This is a genomic window from Pseudomonas sp. S2_A10 (genome assembly GCF_054668465.1).
Map to the genome: position 1 here is coordinate 4,314,806 of NZ_CP162773.1, position 16,582 is coordinate 4,331,387.

Annotated in this window: 18 protein-coding genes; 10 read left to right on the forward strand and 8 right to left on the reverse strand. The window is 60.5% G+C overall.

Annotated elements, in window-relative coordinates:
* Nucleotides 1-160: 160 nt before the first annotated feature.
* Complete coding sequence (locus AB4N41_RS19415; RefSeq protein ID WP_460137908.1) at nt 161-1,054, reverse strand: LysR family transcriptional regulator; 894 nt, start codon at nt 1,052-1,054, stop codon at nt 161-163.
* A gap of 130 nt (nt 1,055-1,184) precedes the next feature.
* Here AB4N41_RS19415 and AB4N41_RS19420 point away from each other — a divergent pair, with 130 nt between their 5' ends.
* Complete coding sequence (locus AB4N41_RS19420; protein ID WP_460137909.1) at nt 1,185-2,396, forward strand: MFS transporter; 1,212 nt, start codon at nt 1,185-1,187, stop codon at nt 2,394-2,396.
* A 1-nt stretch (nt 2,397) separates the two neighbouring features.
* Here AB4N41_RS19420 and AB4N41_RS19425 read toward each other — a convergent pair whose 3' ends face one another.
* The gene (locus tag AB4N41_RS19425; protein ID WP_081932631.1) at nt 2,398-2,556 is read right to left on the reverse strand and encodes a DUF2986 domain-containing protein; all 159 of its coding nucleotides are present in this window, start codon (nt 2,554-2,556) and stop codon (nt 2,398-2,400) included.
* A 125-nt stretch (nt 2,557-2,681) separates the two neighbouring features.
* On the opposite strand from AB4N41_RS19425, the gene AB4N41_RS19430 reads away from it, so the two are divergent.
* The 3 genes from AB4N41_RS19430 (at nt 2,682) to AB4N41_RS19440 (ending at nt 5,232) form a co-directional block, all read left to right on the forward strand.
* Nucleotides 2,682-3,182: an anti-virulence regulator CigR family protein gene (locus AB4N41_RS19430; RefSeq protein WP_353188051.1), complete on the forward strand. Its 501-nt coding sequence runs from the start codon at nt 2,682-2,684 to the stop codon at nt 3,180-3,182.
* A 152-nt stretch (nt 3,183-3,334) separates the two neighbouring features.
* Nucleotides 3,335-4,309 carry a quinone oxidoreductase family protein gene (locus AB4N41_RS19435; protein ID WP_460137910.1) on the forward strand — a complete coding sequence of 325 codons (975 nt, stop codon included), beginning with the start codon at nt 3,335-3,337 and terminating at the stop codon, nt 4,307-4,309.
* Nucleotides 4,306-5,232 (forward strand): LysR family transcriptional regulator, encoded by a 927-nt coding sequence (locus AB4N41_RS19440; protein WP_252877910.1) that lies wholly within the window; start codon nt 4,306-4,308, stop codon nt 5,230-5,232. Before AB4N41_RS19435 ends, AB4N41_RS19440 begins: the two co-directional genes overlap by 4 nt.
* Nucleotides 5,233-5,471: 239 nt before the next feature.
* Here the strand turns inward: AB4N41_RS19440 and AB4N41_RS19445 are convergent, their stop codons facing one another.
* Nucleotides 5,472-5,948 (reverse strand): hemerythrin domain-containing protein, encoded by a 477-nt coding sequence (locus AB4N41_RS19445; RefSeq protein WP_016774305.1) that lies wholly within the window; start codon nt 5,946-5,948, stop codon nt 5,472-5,474.
* Nucleotides 5,949-6,202: 254 nt separating this feature from the next.
* On the reverse strand, nt 6,203-6,418 hold the full coding sequence (locus AB4N41_RS19450; protein ID WP_041480553.1) for a PLD nuclease N-terminal domain-containing protein: 216 nt from the start codon (nt 6,416-6,418) through the stop codon (nt 6,203-6,205).
* A gap of 169 nt (nt 6,419-6,587) precedes the next feature.
* On the opposite strand from AB4N41_RS19450, the gene AB4N41_RS19455 reads away from it, so the two are divergent.
* Nucleotides 6,588-7,715, forward strand: a complete 1,128-nt coding sequence (locus AB4N41_RS19455) for a saccharopine dehydrogenase family protein (RefSeq protein ID WP_310220454.1) — start codon at nt 6,588-6,590, stop codon at nt 7,713-7,715.
* 1 nt (nt 7,716) lies between these two features.
* The gene (locus tag AB4N41_RS19460; RefSeq protein ID WP_252877912.1) at nt 7,717-8,214 is read left to right on the forward strand and encodes a DUF2269 family protein; all 498 of its coding nucleotides are present in this window, start codon (nt 7,717-7,719) and stop codon (nt 8,212-8,214) included.
* Here the strand turns inward: AB4N41_RS19460 and AB4N41_RS19465 are convergent.
* Together AB4N41_RS19465 and AB4N41_RS19470 are read right to left on the reverse strand one after the other, a co-directional pair.
* Nucleotides 8,197-8,649, reverse strand: coding sequence for a thiol-disulfide oxidoreductase DCC family protein (locus tag AB4N41_RS19465; protein ID WP_310220457.1), 453 nt, complete (start codon nt 8,647-8,649; stop codon nt 8,197-8,199). The two genes, AB4N41_RS19460 and AB4N41_RS19465, sit on opposite strands and share 18 nt — an antisense overlap.
* 51 nt (nt 8,650-8,700) lie before the next feature.
* Nucleotides 8,701-9,621, reverse strand: a complete 921-nt coding sequence (locus AB4N41_RS19470) for an AraC family transcriptional regulator (protein WP_460137911.1) — start codon at nt 9,619-9,621, stop codon at nt 8,701-8,703.
* Nucleotides 9,622-9,709: 88 nt separating this feature from the next.
* Here AB4N41_RS19470 and AB4N41_RS19475 point away from each other — a divergent pair, with 88 nt between their 5' ends.
* The gene (locus AB4N41_RS19475; RefSeq protein WP_460137912.1) at nt 9,710-10,678 is read left to right on the forward strand and encodes an oxidoreductase; all 969 of its coding nucleotides are present in this window, start codon (nt 9,710-9,712) and stop codon (nt 10,676-10,678) included.
* Nucleotides 10,679-10,881: 203 nt separating this feature from the next.
* On the opposite strand, the gene AB4N41_RS19480 is transcribed toward AB4N41_RS19475, so the two are convergent.
* The gene (locus AB4N41_RS19480; RefSeq protein ID WP_431078520.1) at nt 10,882-11,757 is read right to left on the reverse strand and encodes a LysR family transcriptional regulator; all 876 of its coding nucleotides are present in this window, start codon (nt 11,755-11,757) and stop codon (nt 10,882-10,884) included.
* A gap of 98 nt (nt 11,758-11,855) precedes the next feature.
* Between AB4N41_RS19480 and AB4N41_RS19485 the strand changes: the two genes are divergently transcribed.
* Nucleotides 11,856-13,025 (forward strand): mandelate racemase/muconate lactonizing enzyme family protein, encoded by a 1,170-nt coding sequence (locus AB4N41_RS19485; RefSeq protein WP_315435498.1) that lies wholly within the window; start codon nt 11,856-11,858, stop codon nt 13,023-13,025.
* A gap of 101 nt (nt 13,026-13,126) precedes the next feature.
* Entirely contained in the window at nt 13,127-14,434 is a 1,308-nt protein-coding gene (gene dctA / locus AB4N41_RS19490; RefSeq protein WP_460137913.1) for a C4-dicarboxylate transporter DctA, read from the forward strand.
* 338 nt (nt 14,435-14,772) lie between these two features.
* Here dctA and AB4N41_RS19495 read toward each other — a convergent pair whose 3' ends face one another.
* Nucleotides 14,773-15,810: a LysR family transcriptional regulator gene (locus AB4N41_RS19495; protein WP_236708157.1), complete on the reverse strand. Its 1,038-nt coding sequence runs from the start codon at nt 15,808-15,810 to the stop codon at nt 14,773-14,775.
* Nucleotides 15,811-15,836: 26 nt separating this feature from the next.
* On the opposite strand from AB4N41_RS19495, the gene AB4N41_RS19500 reads away from it, so the two are divergent.
* The gene (locus tag AB4N41_RS19500) at nt 15,837-16,577 is read left to right on the forward strand and encodes an SDR family oxidoreductase (protein ID WP_460060743.1); all 741 of its coding nucleotides are present in this window, start codon (nt 15,837-15,839) and stop codon (nt 16,575-16,577) included.
* Nucleotides 16,578-16,582: the final 5 nt, after the last annotated feature.

The following is a 16,582-nucleotide window of genomic DNA, read 5'->3' on the forward strand; positions in this document are numbered from 1 at the left end:
TTGGTTGCGCTGAAGATTTTGGCCTTGCCCCGGACCATTGTGGGAGCGAGCCTGCTCGCGAAAGCACTGGGTCAGGCGATGATGAGGTTGAATGTGCCGACGCCTTCGCGGGCAAGCCCGCTCCCACAGGGATTTGGCTTGGATTGAAGAGTTGCGTTTGTCAGCGGTTGTATTTCAGTGCTTCGACAAACGCTGCAAACGCTGCCGAGCCCTGGCGCCGGTTCGGGTAGTACAGGTGATAGCCCTGAAACGTCGGGCACCACTCTTCCAGGACTTCCACCAGTCGTCCGTCCGCCAGATACGGCGCGACCAATTGCTCGGGCACGTACGCCACGCCGATGCCATCCACGGCGGCATTGAGCACGTGCATGATGCTGTTGAACACCAACTGCCCGTCGACCTTCACGCTGAAATCCTGACCCTTGTGCGCAAACTCCCAGGCGTATATCGCGCCGGCCGGTTGGTGGCGGATGTTGATGCAGGTGTGTTCCGTCAACTGATGCGGCGTGGCGGGGGCCGGGTGGCGGGCGAAGTAATCGGGCGAGGCGACCACGGCCAGGCGCCAGTCCGGGCCGATGCGTACGGCGATTATGTCTTTGCTGATTGATTCACCGAGACGAATACCAGCGTCGAAGCGCTCCTTGACAACATTGGTGAAACCATAATCGACGTAAAACTCCAAGGTGATGTCCGGATAGTCCTGCAAAAACTTTGTAAGCATCGGCCGAATGCACAACTCAATCTGATCGTCCGTGCAGGAAATCCGAATGGTGCCGCTGGGCTTGTCGCGCAATTCGCCAAGGGCTTCGAGCTCGGCGCTGATCTGCTCGAACAGCGGCGCAATCGAATGCATCAAGCGCTCGCCAGCCTCGGTCGGCGAGACGTTGCGCGTCGTGCGAGCCAGCAAGCGGATACCCAGACGCTGCTCCAGCGCGCGGACCGTATGACTCAACGCAGAAGGCGTGACGCCGAGGCGAGCAGCGGCTTTGGTGAAGCTTTGATCCTGGGCCACCGCCAGAAAGGCCTGCAGGTCATTGACTTTGGTGTTGCTCATTGCTGAATTTTTCTCAAAAGCACATGAAGATTACCGCTACTAATCAAGTTAAGTCCGATCCGTCAAGCTTTGCAGCCTGAGTAGCGGGGCAGAAGTGCCTCGACCATTTGTTCTTCCAAACAGGTTTTGCATGACGGCCCAAGCAATCGACAACCCGACAAACCAGCCCATGGGCGTGTCCACTGCCGGCGAGCAACCGGCGTACTGGAGCGGCGTGTTCGCCATGACCCTGTGTGTCTTCGCGCTGATCGCCTCCGAGTTCATGCCGGTCAGTCTGCTCACGCCCATGGCCACGGACTTGCACATCAGCGAAGGCCTGGCCGGCTACGGCATCGCCATCTCCGGCGCGTTCGCGGTGCTGACCAGCCTGACGATCACCAGGCTTGCCGGTTCGATGGATCGCAAGCGCCTGTTGCTGCTGTTGACGGCGCTGATGTGTGCGTCCGGGCTGGTGGTGGGCCTGGCGCCCAACTACACGGTTTACATGATCGGTCGCGCATTGATCGGCGTGGTGATTGGCGGCTTCTGGTCGATGTCGGCAGCGTTGGCCATGCGTCTGGTGCCCTCCGCCAGCGTGCCCAAGGCATTGGCAATTTTTAACGGCGGCAATGCTTTGGCTACGGTGGTCGCGGCGCCGCTGGGCAGTTATCTCGGCAGTGTGATTGGCTGGCGCGGGGCGTTTTTCTGCCTGATACCGGTGGCGTTGATTGCGCTGCTCTGGCAATGGATCAGCTTGCCCGCGCTCCCCGCCGCGCCACGCAAAGCCAGCGCAGCCAACGGCTTTGCGTTGTTCAAAAGCCGCCGGGTGGCATTCGGCATGCTCGGCGCCGGCCTGTTCTTCATGGGCCAGTTTGTGCTGTTCACTTACCTGCGACCGTTTCTGGAAACCGTGACCCGGGTCGATGTTTCGGTGCTGTCGATGATTTTACTGGTCATTGGTGTGGCGGGGTTCATCGGCACCGTGGTCATCGGTTCGGTGTTGAAGAAGGGGCTGTATCGCGTGGTGATCGCCATCCCGCTGTTGATGGCGATGATCGCAGTGGCGCTCATTGGGCTGGGCAGTTCAGTGGTGGCGGCGTTCGTGTTGCTGGGCTTGTGGGGATTGATCGCCACGGCGGCGCCGGTAGGCTGGTGGTCTTGGCTGGCGCGCACGCTGCCTGACGATGCCGAAGCCGGCGGTGGGCTGATGGTGGCGGTGGTGCAGTTGTCTATCGCTTCGGGGTCGACCGTCGGTGGTCTGCTGTTCGACGGCAGTGGCTATCGGCTGACCTTCTTCGCCAGCGCGGCATTGCTGGTGCTGGCGGCGCTGATGACGTGGCTGACGTCGCGGCAGAAAGCCTGACTCAGCTCTCGGTATTTTCCACTGAAGCCTGCGCGGCTTCGGCTTCCAGCTTCAGGCGATCAGCCTTGCAGATGTATTTGGGCTTTTTCGGCGCCAGTTTGGCGTTGGCCTTTTTGGCTTTTTCCTTGAACAACTGCTGCAGCTTCTTTTGACGATTCATGTTTTTTCGATCGCGGGTGGAGAGGGTGGGAATCCTGACGCAAGGCCGAGTGGTCAGCAAGGAGAAATCCACTAAGCTGAGCACATTCCCCCAAACTCAAGCCCCCCAAACCGAAGGAATCGCACATGAGAAAAGCTCGCAGATTGATTGTCGCGCTGTCTTGCCTCGCGCTTGTAGTCGGCAGCACGACGGCACTGGCTGACCCCGGCAATGGCAAGGGGCAGGGTGGTCAGGGCGGCCAGGGCAACGGCAAGGGCAAACCGCAGAACATGCAGGATCACGGCAAACAGGGCGGGGGCGGTCAGGGCAATGGCAACAAAGGCCAGCAACACTCTGGCTATCGCGGCGGCGGACCGAGCATTGATCGCGGCAATATTCTCGGCATCGTCGGCGGCTATCGCGGCGAATACTGGAATCCGGGGCCAGCACTGCCGCCGGGCATTCAAAAGAATCTGGCGCGGGGCAAACCGCTGCCTCCGGGCATCGCCAAGAAGCTGGACGGGCGGCTGCTCGGCCATCTGCCTCATTACGACGGCTACGAATGGCAACAGGTGGGCACCGACCTGATCCTCGTCGCGCTGGCTACCGGGCTGATCTACGAAGTGCTCAACGGCGCGTTCGATTGATTCTGCAAAGAGGAGTGGCAGCACCTGCCGCTCCTTTTTTATTCATGCATAGCTGCATCAGATGCAGCAATGAACTGCATTCAGGTTGGGTTGTTCGTTGAATGCTGAGCTTTCAGACTGAGCTCAACGGCTAACGATGAATGGAGATGACCATGGCCAATGCAATCCGCTTCACCGCAACCGGCGCACCGGACGTCCTGCAACTGCACACTGTCAGCGAACAGCCCCCCGGGTCCGGCGAGGTCTGGCTGGAGCAAGCGGCGGTGGGTGTTAATTACCTGGATGTCAGCCAGCGCAAAGGTGCAGTGCCCGTGGCGTTGCCCTCGGGGCTGGGTCTGGAAGGCGCGGGTCGGGTGGCAGCGGTCGGTGCCGGTGTGAGCAATGTCCGCGTCGGCGATCGAGTTGCTTATGCCACTGGCCCCTTGGTTGGTTACGCCTCGGCGCGGCTGTTTCCGGCGGAGCGTCTGGTGAAGATCCCCGATGAGTTGTCGTTCGAAGATGCGGCGGCGGTGTTGTTCAAAGGCATCACCGCGCAGTATCTGCTGAAGGCGACTTATCCGGTCGGGCCGGGCACGACGATGCTGCTTTACGGTGTCGCGGGAGGTCTGGGGGAAATCATGGTGCCATGGGCCAAACACCTTGGCGCAACAGTGATCGGTGTGGTGTCGAAGCAGGCCAGTGTCGACAAGGCTCGCGCGTCCGGTTGTGACGAAGTACTGGTGTTCGATGCCGAAACCCTCGCAGCCGACGTGTTGCGTATCACCGAGGGGCGCAAGGTCGATGTGGTGTATGACCCGATTGGTCGGGTGTCTTTTCAGGCCTCGCTGGACAGCTTGCGCCCACGCGGGCTGATGGTCTCGTTCGGCGCGCAGACCGGCGCGCCGGCAGCGGTGGAAATAGCCACGCTGAACGCCAAGGGCTCGCTGTTCCTGACCCGTCCATCGCTGGCCGCGCACACTGCCACGACAGCCGAATATCAGGAGCGCGCGCAAGACGTGCTGGCTGCGGTGGCCGCCGGTATCATCACGCCGCAAATCCGCGCGCGTTATTCATTGGCTGACGCGGCACAAGCGCATGCCGATCTCGAGGCAGGCCGATCATCAGGGGCGATCATTTTAAAACCATGAATCTGGATGTTCTGAGCAACCCGCACAGCGATGAAATCGCTGCTTTCCTGGCCGTCGCCGCGCAAGGCTCGTTTGTCGCGGCGGGGCGTTTGTTGCAGCGTCATCCGACCATCGTTTCCAAGCGCCTTGCGGCGATGGAGAAGCGACTGGGCGTGCGGTTGGTGGAACGCTCGACGCGACACGTGCGTATCACCGAGGCCGGCCTGCAACTCGAACAGCGCCTGCGCGCGGCCGTCGAGTTGATGAACGAAGCGCAGCAACAAGCGGTGCAGGGCGCCAGCGAAGTACGCGGCACCCTGCGCCTGGCGTTGCCGGCGGCGATGGGGCGCTTGTGGCTGGGGCCGCTGCTGCCGGAATTTCTCAAGGCTCATCCGCAGGTTTCGCTGGTGGCCGATTACAGCGAAGGTCTGGTCGACATCATCGAGCAGGGTTTCGACGCGGCTATCCGCATCGGCGAGCTTGAGGACAATCGGCTGACCGCAAAAAAGCTCAGTGACCATCGTCGGATTCTTTGCGCATCACCGACGTACATCGAGGCCCATGGCATGCCGCAGACACCACAGGATCTGCTGCAGCACAATTGCCTGCGCTTCAGTGGGCTGGCCTCGTTCCCGCTGTGGCGCCTGCATCGCGGCAACGAGGTGCAGACCATCACGCCCCACGGCAACCTGACTGCCAGCGACAGCGAATCCCTGCTCGCCGCCGCCCGCGCCGACGCCGGCATACTCGGTGCTGGCGACTGGCTGATGAGCCGCGATCTGGCGGCAGGTCGGTTGATTCGTGTGTTGCCCGGCTGGCATCTGGATTCGGCGGGCGGCGTCTATCTGGTCAGGCCGTCATCGCGGTTTCCAGCGGCGGCGGTGGTGGCGTTCAAGGAGTGGATTGAAGGGAAATTCGATCCGGCGCCACCTTGGGCGGTTTGATCACAACCTGCATCAAGACCGACACTGACCCTGTGGGAGCGAGCCTGCTCGCGAAAGCGCAGTGTCAGTCATAGTTGATGTGGCTGACCTGACGCCTTCGCGAGCAGGCTCGCTCCCACAGGTTTCGTGGCTTGTTCAGGAATTGCCGAACATACGTATATCCAATGTGGGAGCGTGGGCCAGTTTGGGCGCACAAAAAAAGCCCGGCATTGCCGCCGGGCTTCGGTGTCTTCAACACTTCAAGCGGCGATTTTGTTGGCCGCCATTTCCTTTTTGTGGCTGGCCTTCATCGCTTCCATCTGTGCGCCCAGTTCCTCGAGCTTGGCCTTACCCAGAAGCTTCTGCGCTTTCGGGAACATTTCCTCTTCTTCCTCCTCGATGTGGTGCTCCAGCAGTTCCTTGACCACTTTGACCCGACCGGCAAATTCCGGGCTGCCTGGATCGGTTTCTTTCAGATCAGGCAGTACCAGCGAATCCACGGTGCGGTGCTCTTCCTTGGCTTCGTAGTACATGATGTCTTCTTCCTTGCTGCCGGCTTCCTTGAACGCAGGGTAGAGAATCTCTTCTTCGAGGCGGGTGTGGATGGTGATTTCCATTTCCAGTTTGCCCAGTAACTCGACGCGTTTTTTCAGCGCACGGTCGGTGGACTCACTCAGTTGGCTGAGGATGGCTTTTACTTTTTCATGGTCGGCTTTGAGAAGGTCGATGGCATTCATTTTTTGAGGCCTCTGCTTTTCACGGATTGAACACAGCGTTCTTTTTCGCGCTGCTGTGTATTCAGGAAGAGGCTATCGCAGGACTCATGCCAACTCGCCGATCAAGCGCAACCCTTCTAAATCAAGGGCTGGCATCGAAGCAGGCACAATGCTTTCGTGCAGCCTGCAAGAAATCCGCGTGGCGGGCATTGCATATAACAAGCCCGGCAAAAGCCGGGCTGTGGTGATACTTGAGACGGGCCTGCGCCCGTGGGTCACCGGTTAGCCTGGGAAGGCGAAATGCGACCGACATGCTTGGGTCCCGCCAGTGCCCAGGCGATCAGGCCGAACAGCGGCACGAACACGATCAGCACGATCCACACGCCTTTACTACTGGATTTCCCTTCGCTTTTACGCACCCGATTGATGGCCCAAAGCTCGATCAGCACAAGAATGACCGCCAATACGATCCACACGGTTTCGATTTGCATAGGCTTAGCTCCTGATGGTCTGTGCGTTAGGCGACGATAGGGGCGTTGGGTTCATTCTTTTTGCCTTGGACAAGCGGGCGGGGTGATACCCGGTTGCAAAATAAATGTCTGATCGCCGCTGCGGCCTATATCCTCTGCGCCACGTTTGGGCTGAAACAGGGACAGGGCAATGGCATTCAGGGTGATGGTTGTCGGTGGTTACGGCAATTTCGGCAGTATCGTGTGTCGGCATCTGGCGCTCATGCCAGAGATTGAACTGCTGTTGTCGGGCCGCGATGCACGCAAGTTGCAAATCAAGGTCGCTGAGCTGCAAGCGCAATCAGGCCGTCCGTGCGGAGGGTGGTGCGGCGATGCAATGGGCGCAGGTTTTCAAGCGGCGTTGCGAGAGTTGAATGTTCAGTTGGTGGTGCACACCGGCGGGCCGTTTCAGGGGCAATCCTACGCAGTCGCTGAAAGCTGCATCGGCGCCGGTGTGAATTATTGCGATCTGGCTGACTGCCGCACCTTCGTCAACGGCATTGATGTGCTCGACGCCCGCGCCAGGGAGGCTGGTGTGGCCGTGCTCAGCGGTTGCAGTTCGGTGCCGACCTTGTCTTCGGCGATCATCGATCAGCAGCGCTCACGTTTTGCGCGAATCGACTCGATCGAGCATGGCATTTCTTCCTCGGCAAAAATGCCGGGGCTGTCCACGGTCGAAGGCGTGCTCGCTTATGCCGGCAAACCGATCAGGCAGTTGAAAAACGGCCAGGATCACGAAGTATTGGGTTGGCTCGATCTGACCCTGCGCAGCATGCCGCAACTGGGCACGCGGGTGCTGGCCAATGTCGATGTGCCTGACATGGATATTTTCGCACGCCGCTATGGCGCACAGACGCTGCGCTTCAAGGCTGGCGCCGGCCTGAAGCTCGGCGGCGTCGCCAATGCCTTGCTGGCGAAAGCCTTGCGCTTCGGGCTGGTGCGCGATCATGTGCGCTGGGCGGCGCGTCTGCATCGACTGGGCACGTGGTTCGAACGCTTCGGTGATGGCAAAAGCGCGATGTACATCGATGTTCAAGGCATCGGGGTTGACGATCAGCCGCTGAGCCTGACCGCGCAACTCACCGCGCTGAATGACAAAGGCCCGGAAATCCCCAGCTGCGCCGCCGTCGCCCTGGCAATCAAAATGGCGCGGGGTTATGCACCGCAACCTGGCGCGAGGCCGTGTGTTGGCGAAATCAGCGTCGATGAATATCTGGCGGCGATCAACGATCCGGCCAACTTGAGCCTGTCGGTTCAATTCTCCGATGGACAGCGTTGAGATGCTCTATCTCTGCCTGAAGTACCTGCATGTAATCGCGGCGATTTTCCTCTTCGGTTTCGGCATGGGCTCCTACCTCTACCTGATCGCCGCCAGCCGCAGCGGCAACCCGCAAGTGATCGCCCATGTCGCAAGGATGGTGGTGCGTTTCGATACGTGGATCACCACGCCGGCAGGGATTGTGCAGGTCATCACCGGCTATCTGCTGATGCGGCTTTCCGGGCTTTCGATGAGCAGTGAGTGGCTGCTGACGTCGCTGATCATTTTCTTCTGCGTAGGCGCACTGTGGCTGCCTGTACTGGTATTGCAAAAGCGTCTGCAGAAGATGGCGCTGAGCGCGGGCGAGGGCGGCCTGCCTCTGGATGATCGCTTTGCAAGCACTTACCGCTGGTGGTTCTGGATGGGCATCGCCGGGTTCGCCGGGATGTTTGTCATCGTGCTGATGATGGTGACGAAGATGACACCGGTGCAACTGGTCGGGTTAACCGTGGGCTTTTAGAAAGCGGCTTTCATGATCCGCTGTTGGCAGCAGGCAAGTGTCGTACTTGCCGAACAGCCGATAGCGGTTCAGCGCGATTCGATCGTAAGCCCAGTCACGCAGGCGGCGCGGGAAAATCCGCAGCAGTTTCAGCGGCTGCCAGCGCATCGGCAGTTGCCCGACCACTGCAAGGAATGCATCTGATCGCTCCCAATAATTGCGGTCGCGGATCACCGCCATGGTGTCGAACTCATCCAGGGGCAAGCCGGCCCACGCCAGCAAGGCCTGGCCTTCGGGCGATTGCACGGTCGCCAGACGCACATGGCGCTGATGGTCATGGCGAATCAGGAAGCGCGCCCAGCCGTTGCACAGTTTGCACACGCCGTCGAACAGCACCACGGTTTCGCCTGGCTTGAGCAATGGCGCGGGGGTGGGGCGGGTTTTCATGGCAGGCATCGGCGGATGTCCTTGGCGGCGGTTGTCGCGATCATAACCTCGATCATTGTCCTACAGGAGTGGATCGCGGCGGTATTGGCCCGGCGATATGCCGTGCACGCGGCGGAAGGCAGCGCCAAACGCCGCGTCGGACAGATAGCCCAGTGACGCGGCGACAGTGGCCACATTGTCCCGACCATTGCGCAAGCGAAACGCGGCCACGCGCATTCGCCAGCGCGTGGCGTATTCGACCGGTGCCAGACCCATGCGTGTCTTGAACAGCGCGGCGAAACCGGAGCGCGACATGCAGGCAATCTCGGCCATTTGCGTCAGGCGCCAAGGTTTTTCCGGGGCACCGTGAACGGCGCGCAAGACGCCGGCAATCGCCGGTTCCCGCAGTCCGCCCAGCCAAGACAATTGTTCGGCATCCGCGCTGTTGATGTGATGGCGCAGCGCATGGATGAAGATCAGCCGCAGCAGGTCGTTGCACATCGCCTGCGAGCCGGCCTGGTGTGATGGCCACTCGCGCTCCAGTTCATCCAGCAGCCAACCGAACGACGAGGCACCTGTGGCCTCTGCGCGAATGATCAGCGAGGTCGGCAGCACGTCGAGCAGTTCGGTTGCGCCGGGTCCCGATAGCGACACGCTGCCGCCCAGCAGCTCGACTTCCTCGCCGACGCCAAACGTCGCCGAGACGCCGTCATGGGCAAAAACATCCGCTGCATTCACCGCCTCGACGTCGGCGCCGCTGGCCAGAATGAACGGCGTGCGCGACACCACAAAGCAGTCGCCGGCCCGCAGCAACTGCGCCGGCAAGCCCTGCATGCGCAACCAGCATTCGCCTCGTCGCACCACGTTGAATTTCAGTTCGATGGGTTGAAATCGCAGCGCCCAGACGCCTCCCGCTTGCAAGCGAACCGAGCAGGCTGCTTGCAACTCGGAGAGCGCCAATACGGCAGAAAGCGGATCGCCAGCAGGATTTTGGATGATCACGACAGAAACCTGGATTTATCAGACTGGTTCGTCCGTAGAGCTTAGCCAAGAATGAAGACCTTCGATAGCTCACTCAGGATTCACGCTCATGGCTACGCTCCAACAACCTGTGCAATCACCGTTCAACGCCGCGAGCACAGCGGCTGAAGTCATGGCTGGCATCGATCTGCGCGGGCAGCTCGCTGTGGTCACCGGCGGCTATTCCGGCCTGGGTCTGCTGACGGTGAAAAGCCTCGCGGCGGCGGGCGCGCAAGTCCTCGTGCCGGCCAGAGATACGGCGCGGGCAGAGGTGGCATTGGCCGGTGTTGAAGGTGTCCGCGTGACGCCCATGGACCTCATGCAGGCTGAATCGGTGGCGGCGTTCAGCCACAGCGTGGTCAGCGCGGGTCAGCCGGTGTCATTGCTGATCAACTGCGCCGGAGTCATGGCCGCGCCGTTGCTGCGCGATGCCGATGGCCATGAAGGCCAGTTCGCGACCAACCATCTCGGTCATTACCGCCTGACCTGCGGCCTCTGGCCCGCGCTGGTCAAGGCTGGACAGGCGCGGGTGCTGTCAGTGTCATCGCGCGGGCACCAGATTGCCGGGATCGACTTTGGCGACATTGATTTCCTGCAACGGCCGTATGACAAATGGGTCGCGTATGGTCAGTCGAAAACGGCCAATGCCTTGTTCGCCATGGCGCTCGATCGTCGCGGGCGCAGTCATGGCGTTCGTGCGTTCTCATTGCATCCGGGGCAGATTCTGACGGATCTGGCACGGCACCTCAGCACAGCGGAACTTGCCGCATTCGATGCACTGGATGAGCAGGGCCGGCCACGGCTGGATGCCCACAACGGTCTGAAAACGCTGGAGCAGGGCGCCGCGACGGGATTGTGGTGTGCGACCAGTGCATTGCTTGCGGATTTGGGTGGCGTGTATTGCGAAGACTGCAATGTTGCGCCGATCAATCAACCTGAAGCGGGCCGCAAGGGCGTTGCGCAATGGGCGGCGGATGCTGAGCTGGCTGAGCGACTTTGGGCGGTTTCGGAGCAATGGACGGGGCTCACGGTGGCATAAATCGAGTCAAAGGACAAAAGCCCCTCACCCTAACCCTCTCCCGAAGGGAGAGGGGACTGACCGAGGTGTTTAGTAGAAATTCGCCGACCTGAAATACCGGGTCGAACTCAGTTCTTGAACAGCACCCAAATCGGCTCCCTCTCCCTCGGGAGAGGGCTGGGGTGAGGGGCTGAGGTTTCCAGCAAAACGCACAATCGCGGCGCTCACTCCCCCAGCTTCGCCCAGAACTCCTCCGCCGAAGGGCTGATCGGTGCGGTCGGGCGAGTCAGGTGTATTTCCAGTGGAATGTCCCAACTGTCATCCAGCGCCCTGACCAGGCGCCCGTCGGCCATTTCCTGTTCGGTCAGGCTTTTCGGCAGCCAGGCGACGCCTTTGCTTTCCAGCGCCATCGACATCAGCACTGCCGCCAGATGGCTGCTGAACAGCGGTTTCAAATGCAGATAATCGGCCTTGCCGTGTAGCCTGTGGGCGACGATTCGGCCCAGGCCGGATTCGTGGGTGTAGGCCAGATAGGGCAGGGTTTCAGGCGATGTGTCGAACTGGGCTGAAGCACTCGCCAGCGGCACAAGTACGTCCTCGCCGACCTTCTTGCCAATGAACTGATCAGGCGCCAGTAATGGCGGAACGTCGGGGTGGCGATGGCACAACAGAAATTGCACCTGACCATGAATCAGCATCTGTTCGCACACGGCCATGCTGTCGGAATGCAGGCGAACCGCGTCGATCGGCGCGCCACTTTCGGCGCTGCGCAACCAGCGTGGGAAGAAGGTGAATGACAGCGAGTGAGTGGCAGCAAACTGCAAGGTTTTCGCCGCCATGCCAGCCACTTCCTGGGCCTCGGAGCGCATGCGGTATAGGCGTCTGGCCGCTTCCTGAGCGCTGGGCAAAATCTGCCTGCCGGCCTCGGTCAGCGTCGCGCCCTGCGGAGTGCGCACGAATAATTCCACGCCCATCCAGTTCTCCAGTGAACGCACCCGACGACTGAATGCCGGCTGCGTCACATGGCGCGCTTCGGCGGCCCGGACAAAGCTGCCGTATTCGGCCAGCGCTGAAAAATCCTCAAGCCAAACCAGTTCCAAGGGCAATGCCTCCTGTGCATAGGGCGCGGCATTAATAGCATTGGGCGAGTGTCGTCGCAACGCATAACGTTGGCCCACCACAACAAGAGGAACCCGTCATGCGTATCGTCGATATCCGTGAAAAAACCGTCTCCATCGCTTCCCCGATCGCCAATGCCTACATCGACTTTTCGAAGATGACCTGCTCGGTCGTCGCGGTCATTACCGACGTGATTCGCGATGGTAAGCCGGTCATCGGTTACGGTTTCAACTCTAACGGTCGCTACGGTCAGGGCGCGTTGATGCGCGATCGTTTTCTGGCGCGGATCACCGAGGCCGACCCGCAAACCCTGATCGATCACGAGAACAATAACCTCGATCCGTTCGCCATCTGGAAAACCCTGATGACCAACGAAAAACCGGGCGGGCATGGCGAGCGTTCGGTAGCGGTCGGCACCATCGATATGGCGGTGTGGGACGCGGTGGCGAAGATCGAAGGCAAGCCGCTGTATCGCCTGCTCGCCGATCGTTATCGCAACGGCGTCGCCGATGACAAGGTCTGGGTGTATGCGGCGGGTGGTTATTACTACCCGGGCAAGGACCAGACCAAGCTCAAGGCCGAAATGCAGAGCTATCTGGATCGTGGCTACGACGTGGTCAAGATGAAGATCGGCGCGGTGCCGCTGGACGAAGATATCCGCCGCATTGAGGCGGTGCTCGAAGTGGTGGGCGACGGCCAGCGCCTGGCGGTCGATGCCAACGGCCGCTTCGATCTGCAGACCGGTATCGCGTACGCCGAAGCGATCAAGAAGTACAACCTGTTCTGGTACGAAGAAGTCGGCGACCCGCTGGATTATGCGCTCCAGGCCGAGCTGGCCAATCACTACGAACTGCCGATGGCCACCGGCGAAAACCTGTTCTCTCACCAGGACGCCCGCAACCTGTTGCGCCACGGCGGCATGCGTCCTGACCGCGATTACCTGCAATTCGACTGCGCGCTGTCCTACGGTCTCGTCGAGTACATGCGCACCCTGAAAGTGATGGAAGAGCTGGGTTGGTCTTCGCGCCGCGTGGTGCCACATGGCGGTCACCAGATGTCGCTGAACATCGCCGCTGGTCTGCACCTGGGCGGCAACGAATCGTACCCGGACGTGTTCCAGCCCTTCGGCGGTTTTGCCGATGGCATCCGCGTAGAAAACGGCTACGTCGGGCTGCCGGATATTCCGGGCGTCGGCTTCGAAGCCAAATCTGCGCTGTATGCCGTCATGCGCGAACTGGGCGAGGGCTGATTCGGTTTCACCTGCGGCCTCGTTCGCCGAGGCCGCACTTTCAGGCGTCATCTCGACGCCAAAGCCACATGCCCACCACAACAATAAAATGAGGTGCTTCCGTGGAAACTTCAAAATCGCGCTGGTACAGCCAGCTCTATGTGCAGGTGCTGATCGGCATCGTCATCGGTGCTGCCATCGGTTACTTCGTGCCCGACATCGGCGCCAAGCTGCAGCCGTTCGCCGACGGTTTCATCAAGCTGATCAAGATGCTCCTGGCGCCGATCATTTTCGGCACGGTGGTGGTCGGTATCGCCAAGATGGGCAGTATCAAGGAGGTCGGTCGCATCGGTGTGAAAGCGCTGATCTACTTCGAGATTCTTTCCACCATCGCTCTGGTGGTCGGCCTGATCGTAGTCAACGTGGTCAAGCCCGGTGCCGGCATGAACATCAACGCCGGTACCCTCGATGGCAGCGCTGTCAACAAATACAGCCAGGCGGCGAGCGAGCAGGGCGGTCTGGTCGAATTCTTCCTCAATATCATCCCGCACACCTTCCTCGGCGCTTTTTCCAATGGCGTCATGCTGCAAGTGATTCTGTTATCGGTGCTGATGGGCGTCGCCTTGGTGCAAATGGGCGAAACCAGCAAACCGCTGATCAACACCATCGACCTGTTCCTGCAAAGCCTGTTCAAAATCGTCGCGATGGTCATGCGTCTGGCGCCGTTGGGCGCGGGGGCTGGCATGGCATTCACCATCGGCAAATACGGCATCGGCACTCTGCTTTCGCTGGGGCAGTTGCTGGTCGCGCTGTACATCACCACGCTGATTTTCATCGTCGTTGTATTGGGCGCGGTGGCGCGATGGTCGGGCATGCCGCTGATGCAGTTTCTGCGTTATTTCAAGGATGAAATCCTGATCACCCTGGGCACCTGTTCGACCGAAGCGGTGCTGCCGCGAATGATGGTCAAACTGGAAAAGCTCGGCTGCAAGAAGTCCGTGGTCGGCATGGTCCTGCCGACGGGCTACACGTTCAACGCGGACGGCACCTGCATCTACCTGACCATGGCGGCGATCTTCATCGCCCAGGCGACCAACACGCCGCTGACCTTCATGGATCAGATGATTCTGCTTGGCGTGTTCCTGCTGACCTCCAAGGGCTCGGCCGGTGTGGCGGGAGCAGGGTTTGTGACACTCGCGGCCACGCTCACCACCATTCACTCCATACCTCTGGTGGGCCTGGTGTTGCTGTTGGGCATCGACCGCTTCCTCAACGAGGCGCGAGCGGTGACCAACCTGATCGGCAACGGCATCGGCACCATCGCCATCGCCAAATGGGACAAGTCGTTCGATGTCGAAGCGTGCGAGCGGGAAATCGCCGCCATGAAGCAGGACAAGGCAGCGCGCAAGTCGCTGCTTGTGCATAAGTGATTCGGGCAACGTGAGCGCTTGATTGGCCTGCCGACGCGTACAGGTTTCAAGTCAGTTCAAAGGTTATGGACTGGGGGCGGGACGATGAGAATTGGCGCACTGACGAAAACCAGTCGGTGCTGGCACGCCACCAATCCCCAGCCATGCCAAAAAACCTGTGGGAGCGAGCTTGCTCGCGAAGGGGCCAGAACGGTCAACACGGATGGCGACCGGCAGAGCGCTTTCGCGAGCAAGCCCGTTTCCACAGTAGGTTGCGCGATTGCTGTCACAACAGTTGGCGATGTTCTTTCGCACCGGACAGTACAAGCAGTGGATTGCAAAACGTTCGCTATGAACCGTCAGGCCGGACCTGAACCCTCTACGTACGTCTGGATGACCTCATCCCAAGGCGGCGTTGCAGGGAACAACTCAAGCAAAAACGCCGTGAACGCTTTGACATTCGGGCTACCGCGACGGCTCTCCGGCCACAACGCGGTAATGGCGAAGCGTTCGACGGTGAACTGTGGCAGCACCGGGACCAGTTCGCCCCGACGAACATACGCCGCCGCTACGTAGTGCGGCGAAATACCGATGCCGCCGCCGGCAGCCAGCACCGCCGCGACCGCATCGCTGGCATCAACGGTGAAGGCCGCGTCGGGTGCCAGTTCCAACTGTCTGTCACCGGCTAGATACGGCCAGCGCAAACTCTGCCCGGTGCTTTGATAGCGGAAATTCACGCACTCATGCTCGGCGAGATCCTCGGCCGTAAGCGGAGTACCCTTGCGCTGCAGATAGTCCGGTGATGCGAACGCACCGATTCGATGCGGGCCCAGCGGGCGAGAAATCAGTCGCGAATCCGCAAGATTGCCAACCCGAACCGCGACGTCGATGCCTTGTTCGATGAGGTCGGCATACTGATCGCCGAGTCGTAGATCGATCGTCACCTTTGGATATTGCTCGCGAAATCTCGGCAGGGCCGGCGCGAGGATATTCAGTCCAATCGGCAACGGCGCGGTGACCTTCAATACGCCCGATGGCTCAGCGCGTGAAGCAACGGCGGCCTGATCGATGTCTTCGACTTCGCGCAGAATCCGCAGCGCCCGTTCGTATAGATCACGGCCCTCCGGGGTGAGTACCAGCGAGCGCGTGGTGCGAGTAAACAGCATCAGGCCGAAATGCTCTTCGAGCCGTTGCACGCTTTTGCTGATGGCCGACGGCGACACCGACAGTGCCCGAGCGGCAGCCGTGTAGCTGCCCAGCGAAGCCGCTCGTGCAAAGGCGATGAGCCCGGTTAAACGATCCAATCCAATTTGTGCCTTCATGGCACTAGTAAAGCGACTTCTGGCCCAATTATCAATGTGGCTTCCAAAACGTAGTCTTTGCCCATCGAACGCCATTCAGGTGTTCCAGACGGAGACTCAGCATGAACATCAGCCAAACCCTGCCTTCCACACTCACCGACAAAACCGTGGTCATTTTCGGCGGCACCTCCGGCATCGGCCTGGCCGCTGCGGTGCAAGCGAAAGCCGCTGGCGCCAAGGTCATCGTCATCGGCTCGAACGCTGCACGTGCCGAGCAGGCCGCCAGCGAGCACGGGCTCGATGGCTGGCGCGCGGCCGACGTGACCGATAGCCAGGCTCTCGATACTGCACTGGCCGATATCCTTCAGGTCGATCACCTCGTTCTGCTCGCCGGCACGTTTGTCGCTAGCACCGTGCGCGCGGCTGATCTCGATTATCTGCACCGCGCGTTCGACGAACGCATCTGGGCATCGATCAATGCGATTCGGGTCCTTGGCGACAGGCTGGCAAAAGACGGCTCGATCACGTTTATCTCCGGTTCTCTCGCTGATCGCCCGAATGCCTACGGCACCGCCGTACTCGCCGCCGCCTCGGCAGCCATGGAAGCACTGGCTCGCGGTCTGGCCCTTGAGTTGGCACCGGTGCGAGTCAACACGCTTTCGCCCGGCCCGATCAACACACCGATTCTGGGCAAGGCACTGGGCGAGGGGCGGGATGCATTTGTCGCTTCTCTTGAGCAGGTGCTGCCCCTGCATCGCCTCGGCACAGCTGCAGAAGCGGGCGCGGCAGTGGTTTTCCTGATGAGCAACACCTTCATGAACGGCGCCGTGCTCAACATCGACGGCGGCGCACGCCTGGTTTGATCCTG

Coding starts and splice junctions, on each gene's coding strand:
- AB4N41_RS19500 (WP_460060743.1), top strand. CDS start 15,837: ATGAACATCAGCCAAACCCTGCCTTCCACACTCACCGACAAAACCGTG.
- AB4N41_RS19420 (WP_460137909.1), top strand. CDS start 1,185: ATGACGGCCCAAGCAATCGACAACCCGACAAACCAGCCCATGGGCGTG.
- AB4N41_RS19485 (WP_315435498.1), top strand. CDS start 11,856: ATGCGTATCGTCGATATCCGTGAAAAAACCGTCTCCATCGCTTCCCCG.
- AB4N41_RS19435 (WP_460137910.1), top strand. CDS start 3,335: ATGGCCAATGCAATCCGCTTCACCGCAACCGGCGCACCGGACGTCCTG.
- AB4N41_RS19495 (WP_236708157.1), bottom strand. CDS start 15,810: ATGGCGTTCGATGGGCAAAGACTACGTTTTGGAAGCCACATTGATAAT.
- AB4N41_RS19415 (WP_460137908.1), bottom strand. CDS start 1,054: ATGAGCAACACCAAAGTCAATGACCTGCAGGCCTTTCTGGCGGTGGCC.
- AB4N41_RS19425 (WP_081932631.1), bottom strand. CDS start 2,556: ATGAATCGTCAAAAGAAGCTGCAGCAGTTGTTCAAGGAAAAAGCCAAA.
- AB4N41_RS19450 (WP_041480553.1), bottom strand. CDS start 6,418: ATGCAAATCGAAACCGTGTGGATCGTATTGGCGGTCATTCTTGTGCTG.
- AB4N41_RS19445 (WP_016774305.1), bottom strand. CDS start 5,948: ATGAATGCCATCGACCTTCTCAAAGCCGACCATGAAAAAGTAAAAGCC.
- AB4N41_RS19460 (WP_252877912.1), top strand. CDS start 7,717: ATGCTCTATCTCTGCCTGAAGTACCTGCATGTAATCGCGGCGATTTTC.
- AB4N41_RS19430 (WP_353188051.1), top strand. CDS start 2,682: ATGAGAAAAGCTCGCAGATTGATTGTCGCGCTGTCTTGCCTCGCGCTT.
- AB4N41_RS19455 (WP_310220454.1), top strand. CDS start 6,588: ATGGCATTCAGGGTGATGGTTGTCGGTGGTTACGGCAATTTCGGCAGT.
- AB4N41_RS19440 (WP_252877910.1), top strand. CDS start 4,306: ATGAATCTGGATGTTCTGAGCAACCCGCACAGCGATGAAATCGCTGCT.
- AB4N41_RS19465 (WP_310220457.1), bottom strand. CDS start 8,649: ATGCCTGCCATGAAAACCCGCCCCACCCCCGCGCCATTGCTCAAGCCA.
- AB4N41_RS19475 (WP_460137912.1), top strand. CDS start 9,710: ATGGCTACGCTCCAACAACCTGTGCAATCACCGTTCAACGCCGCGAGC.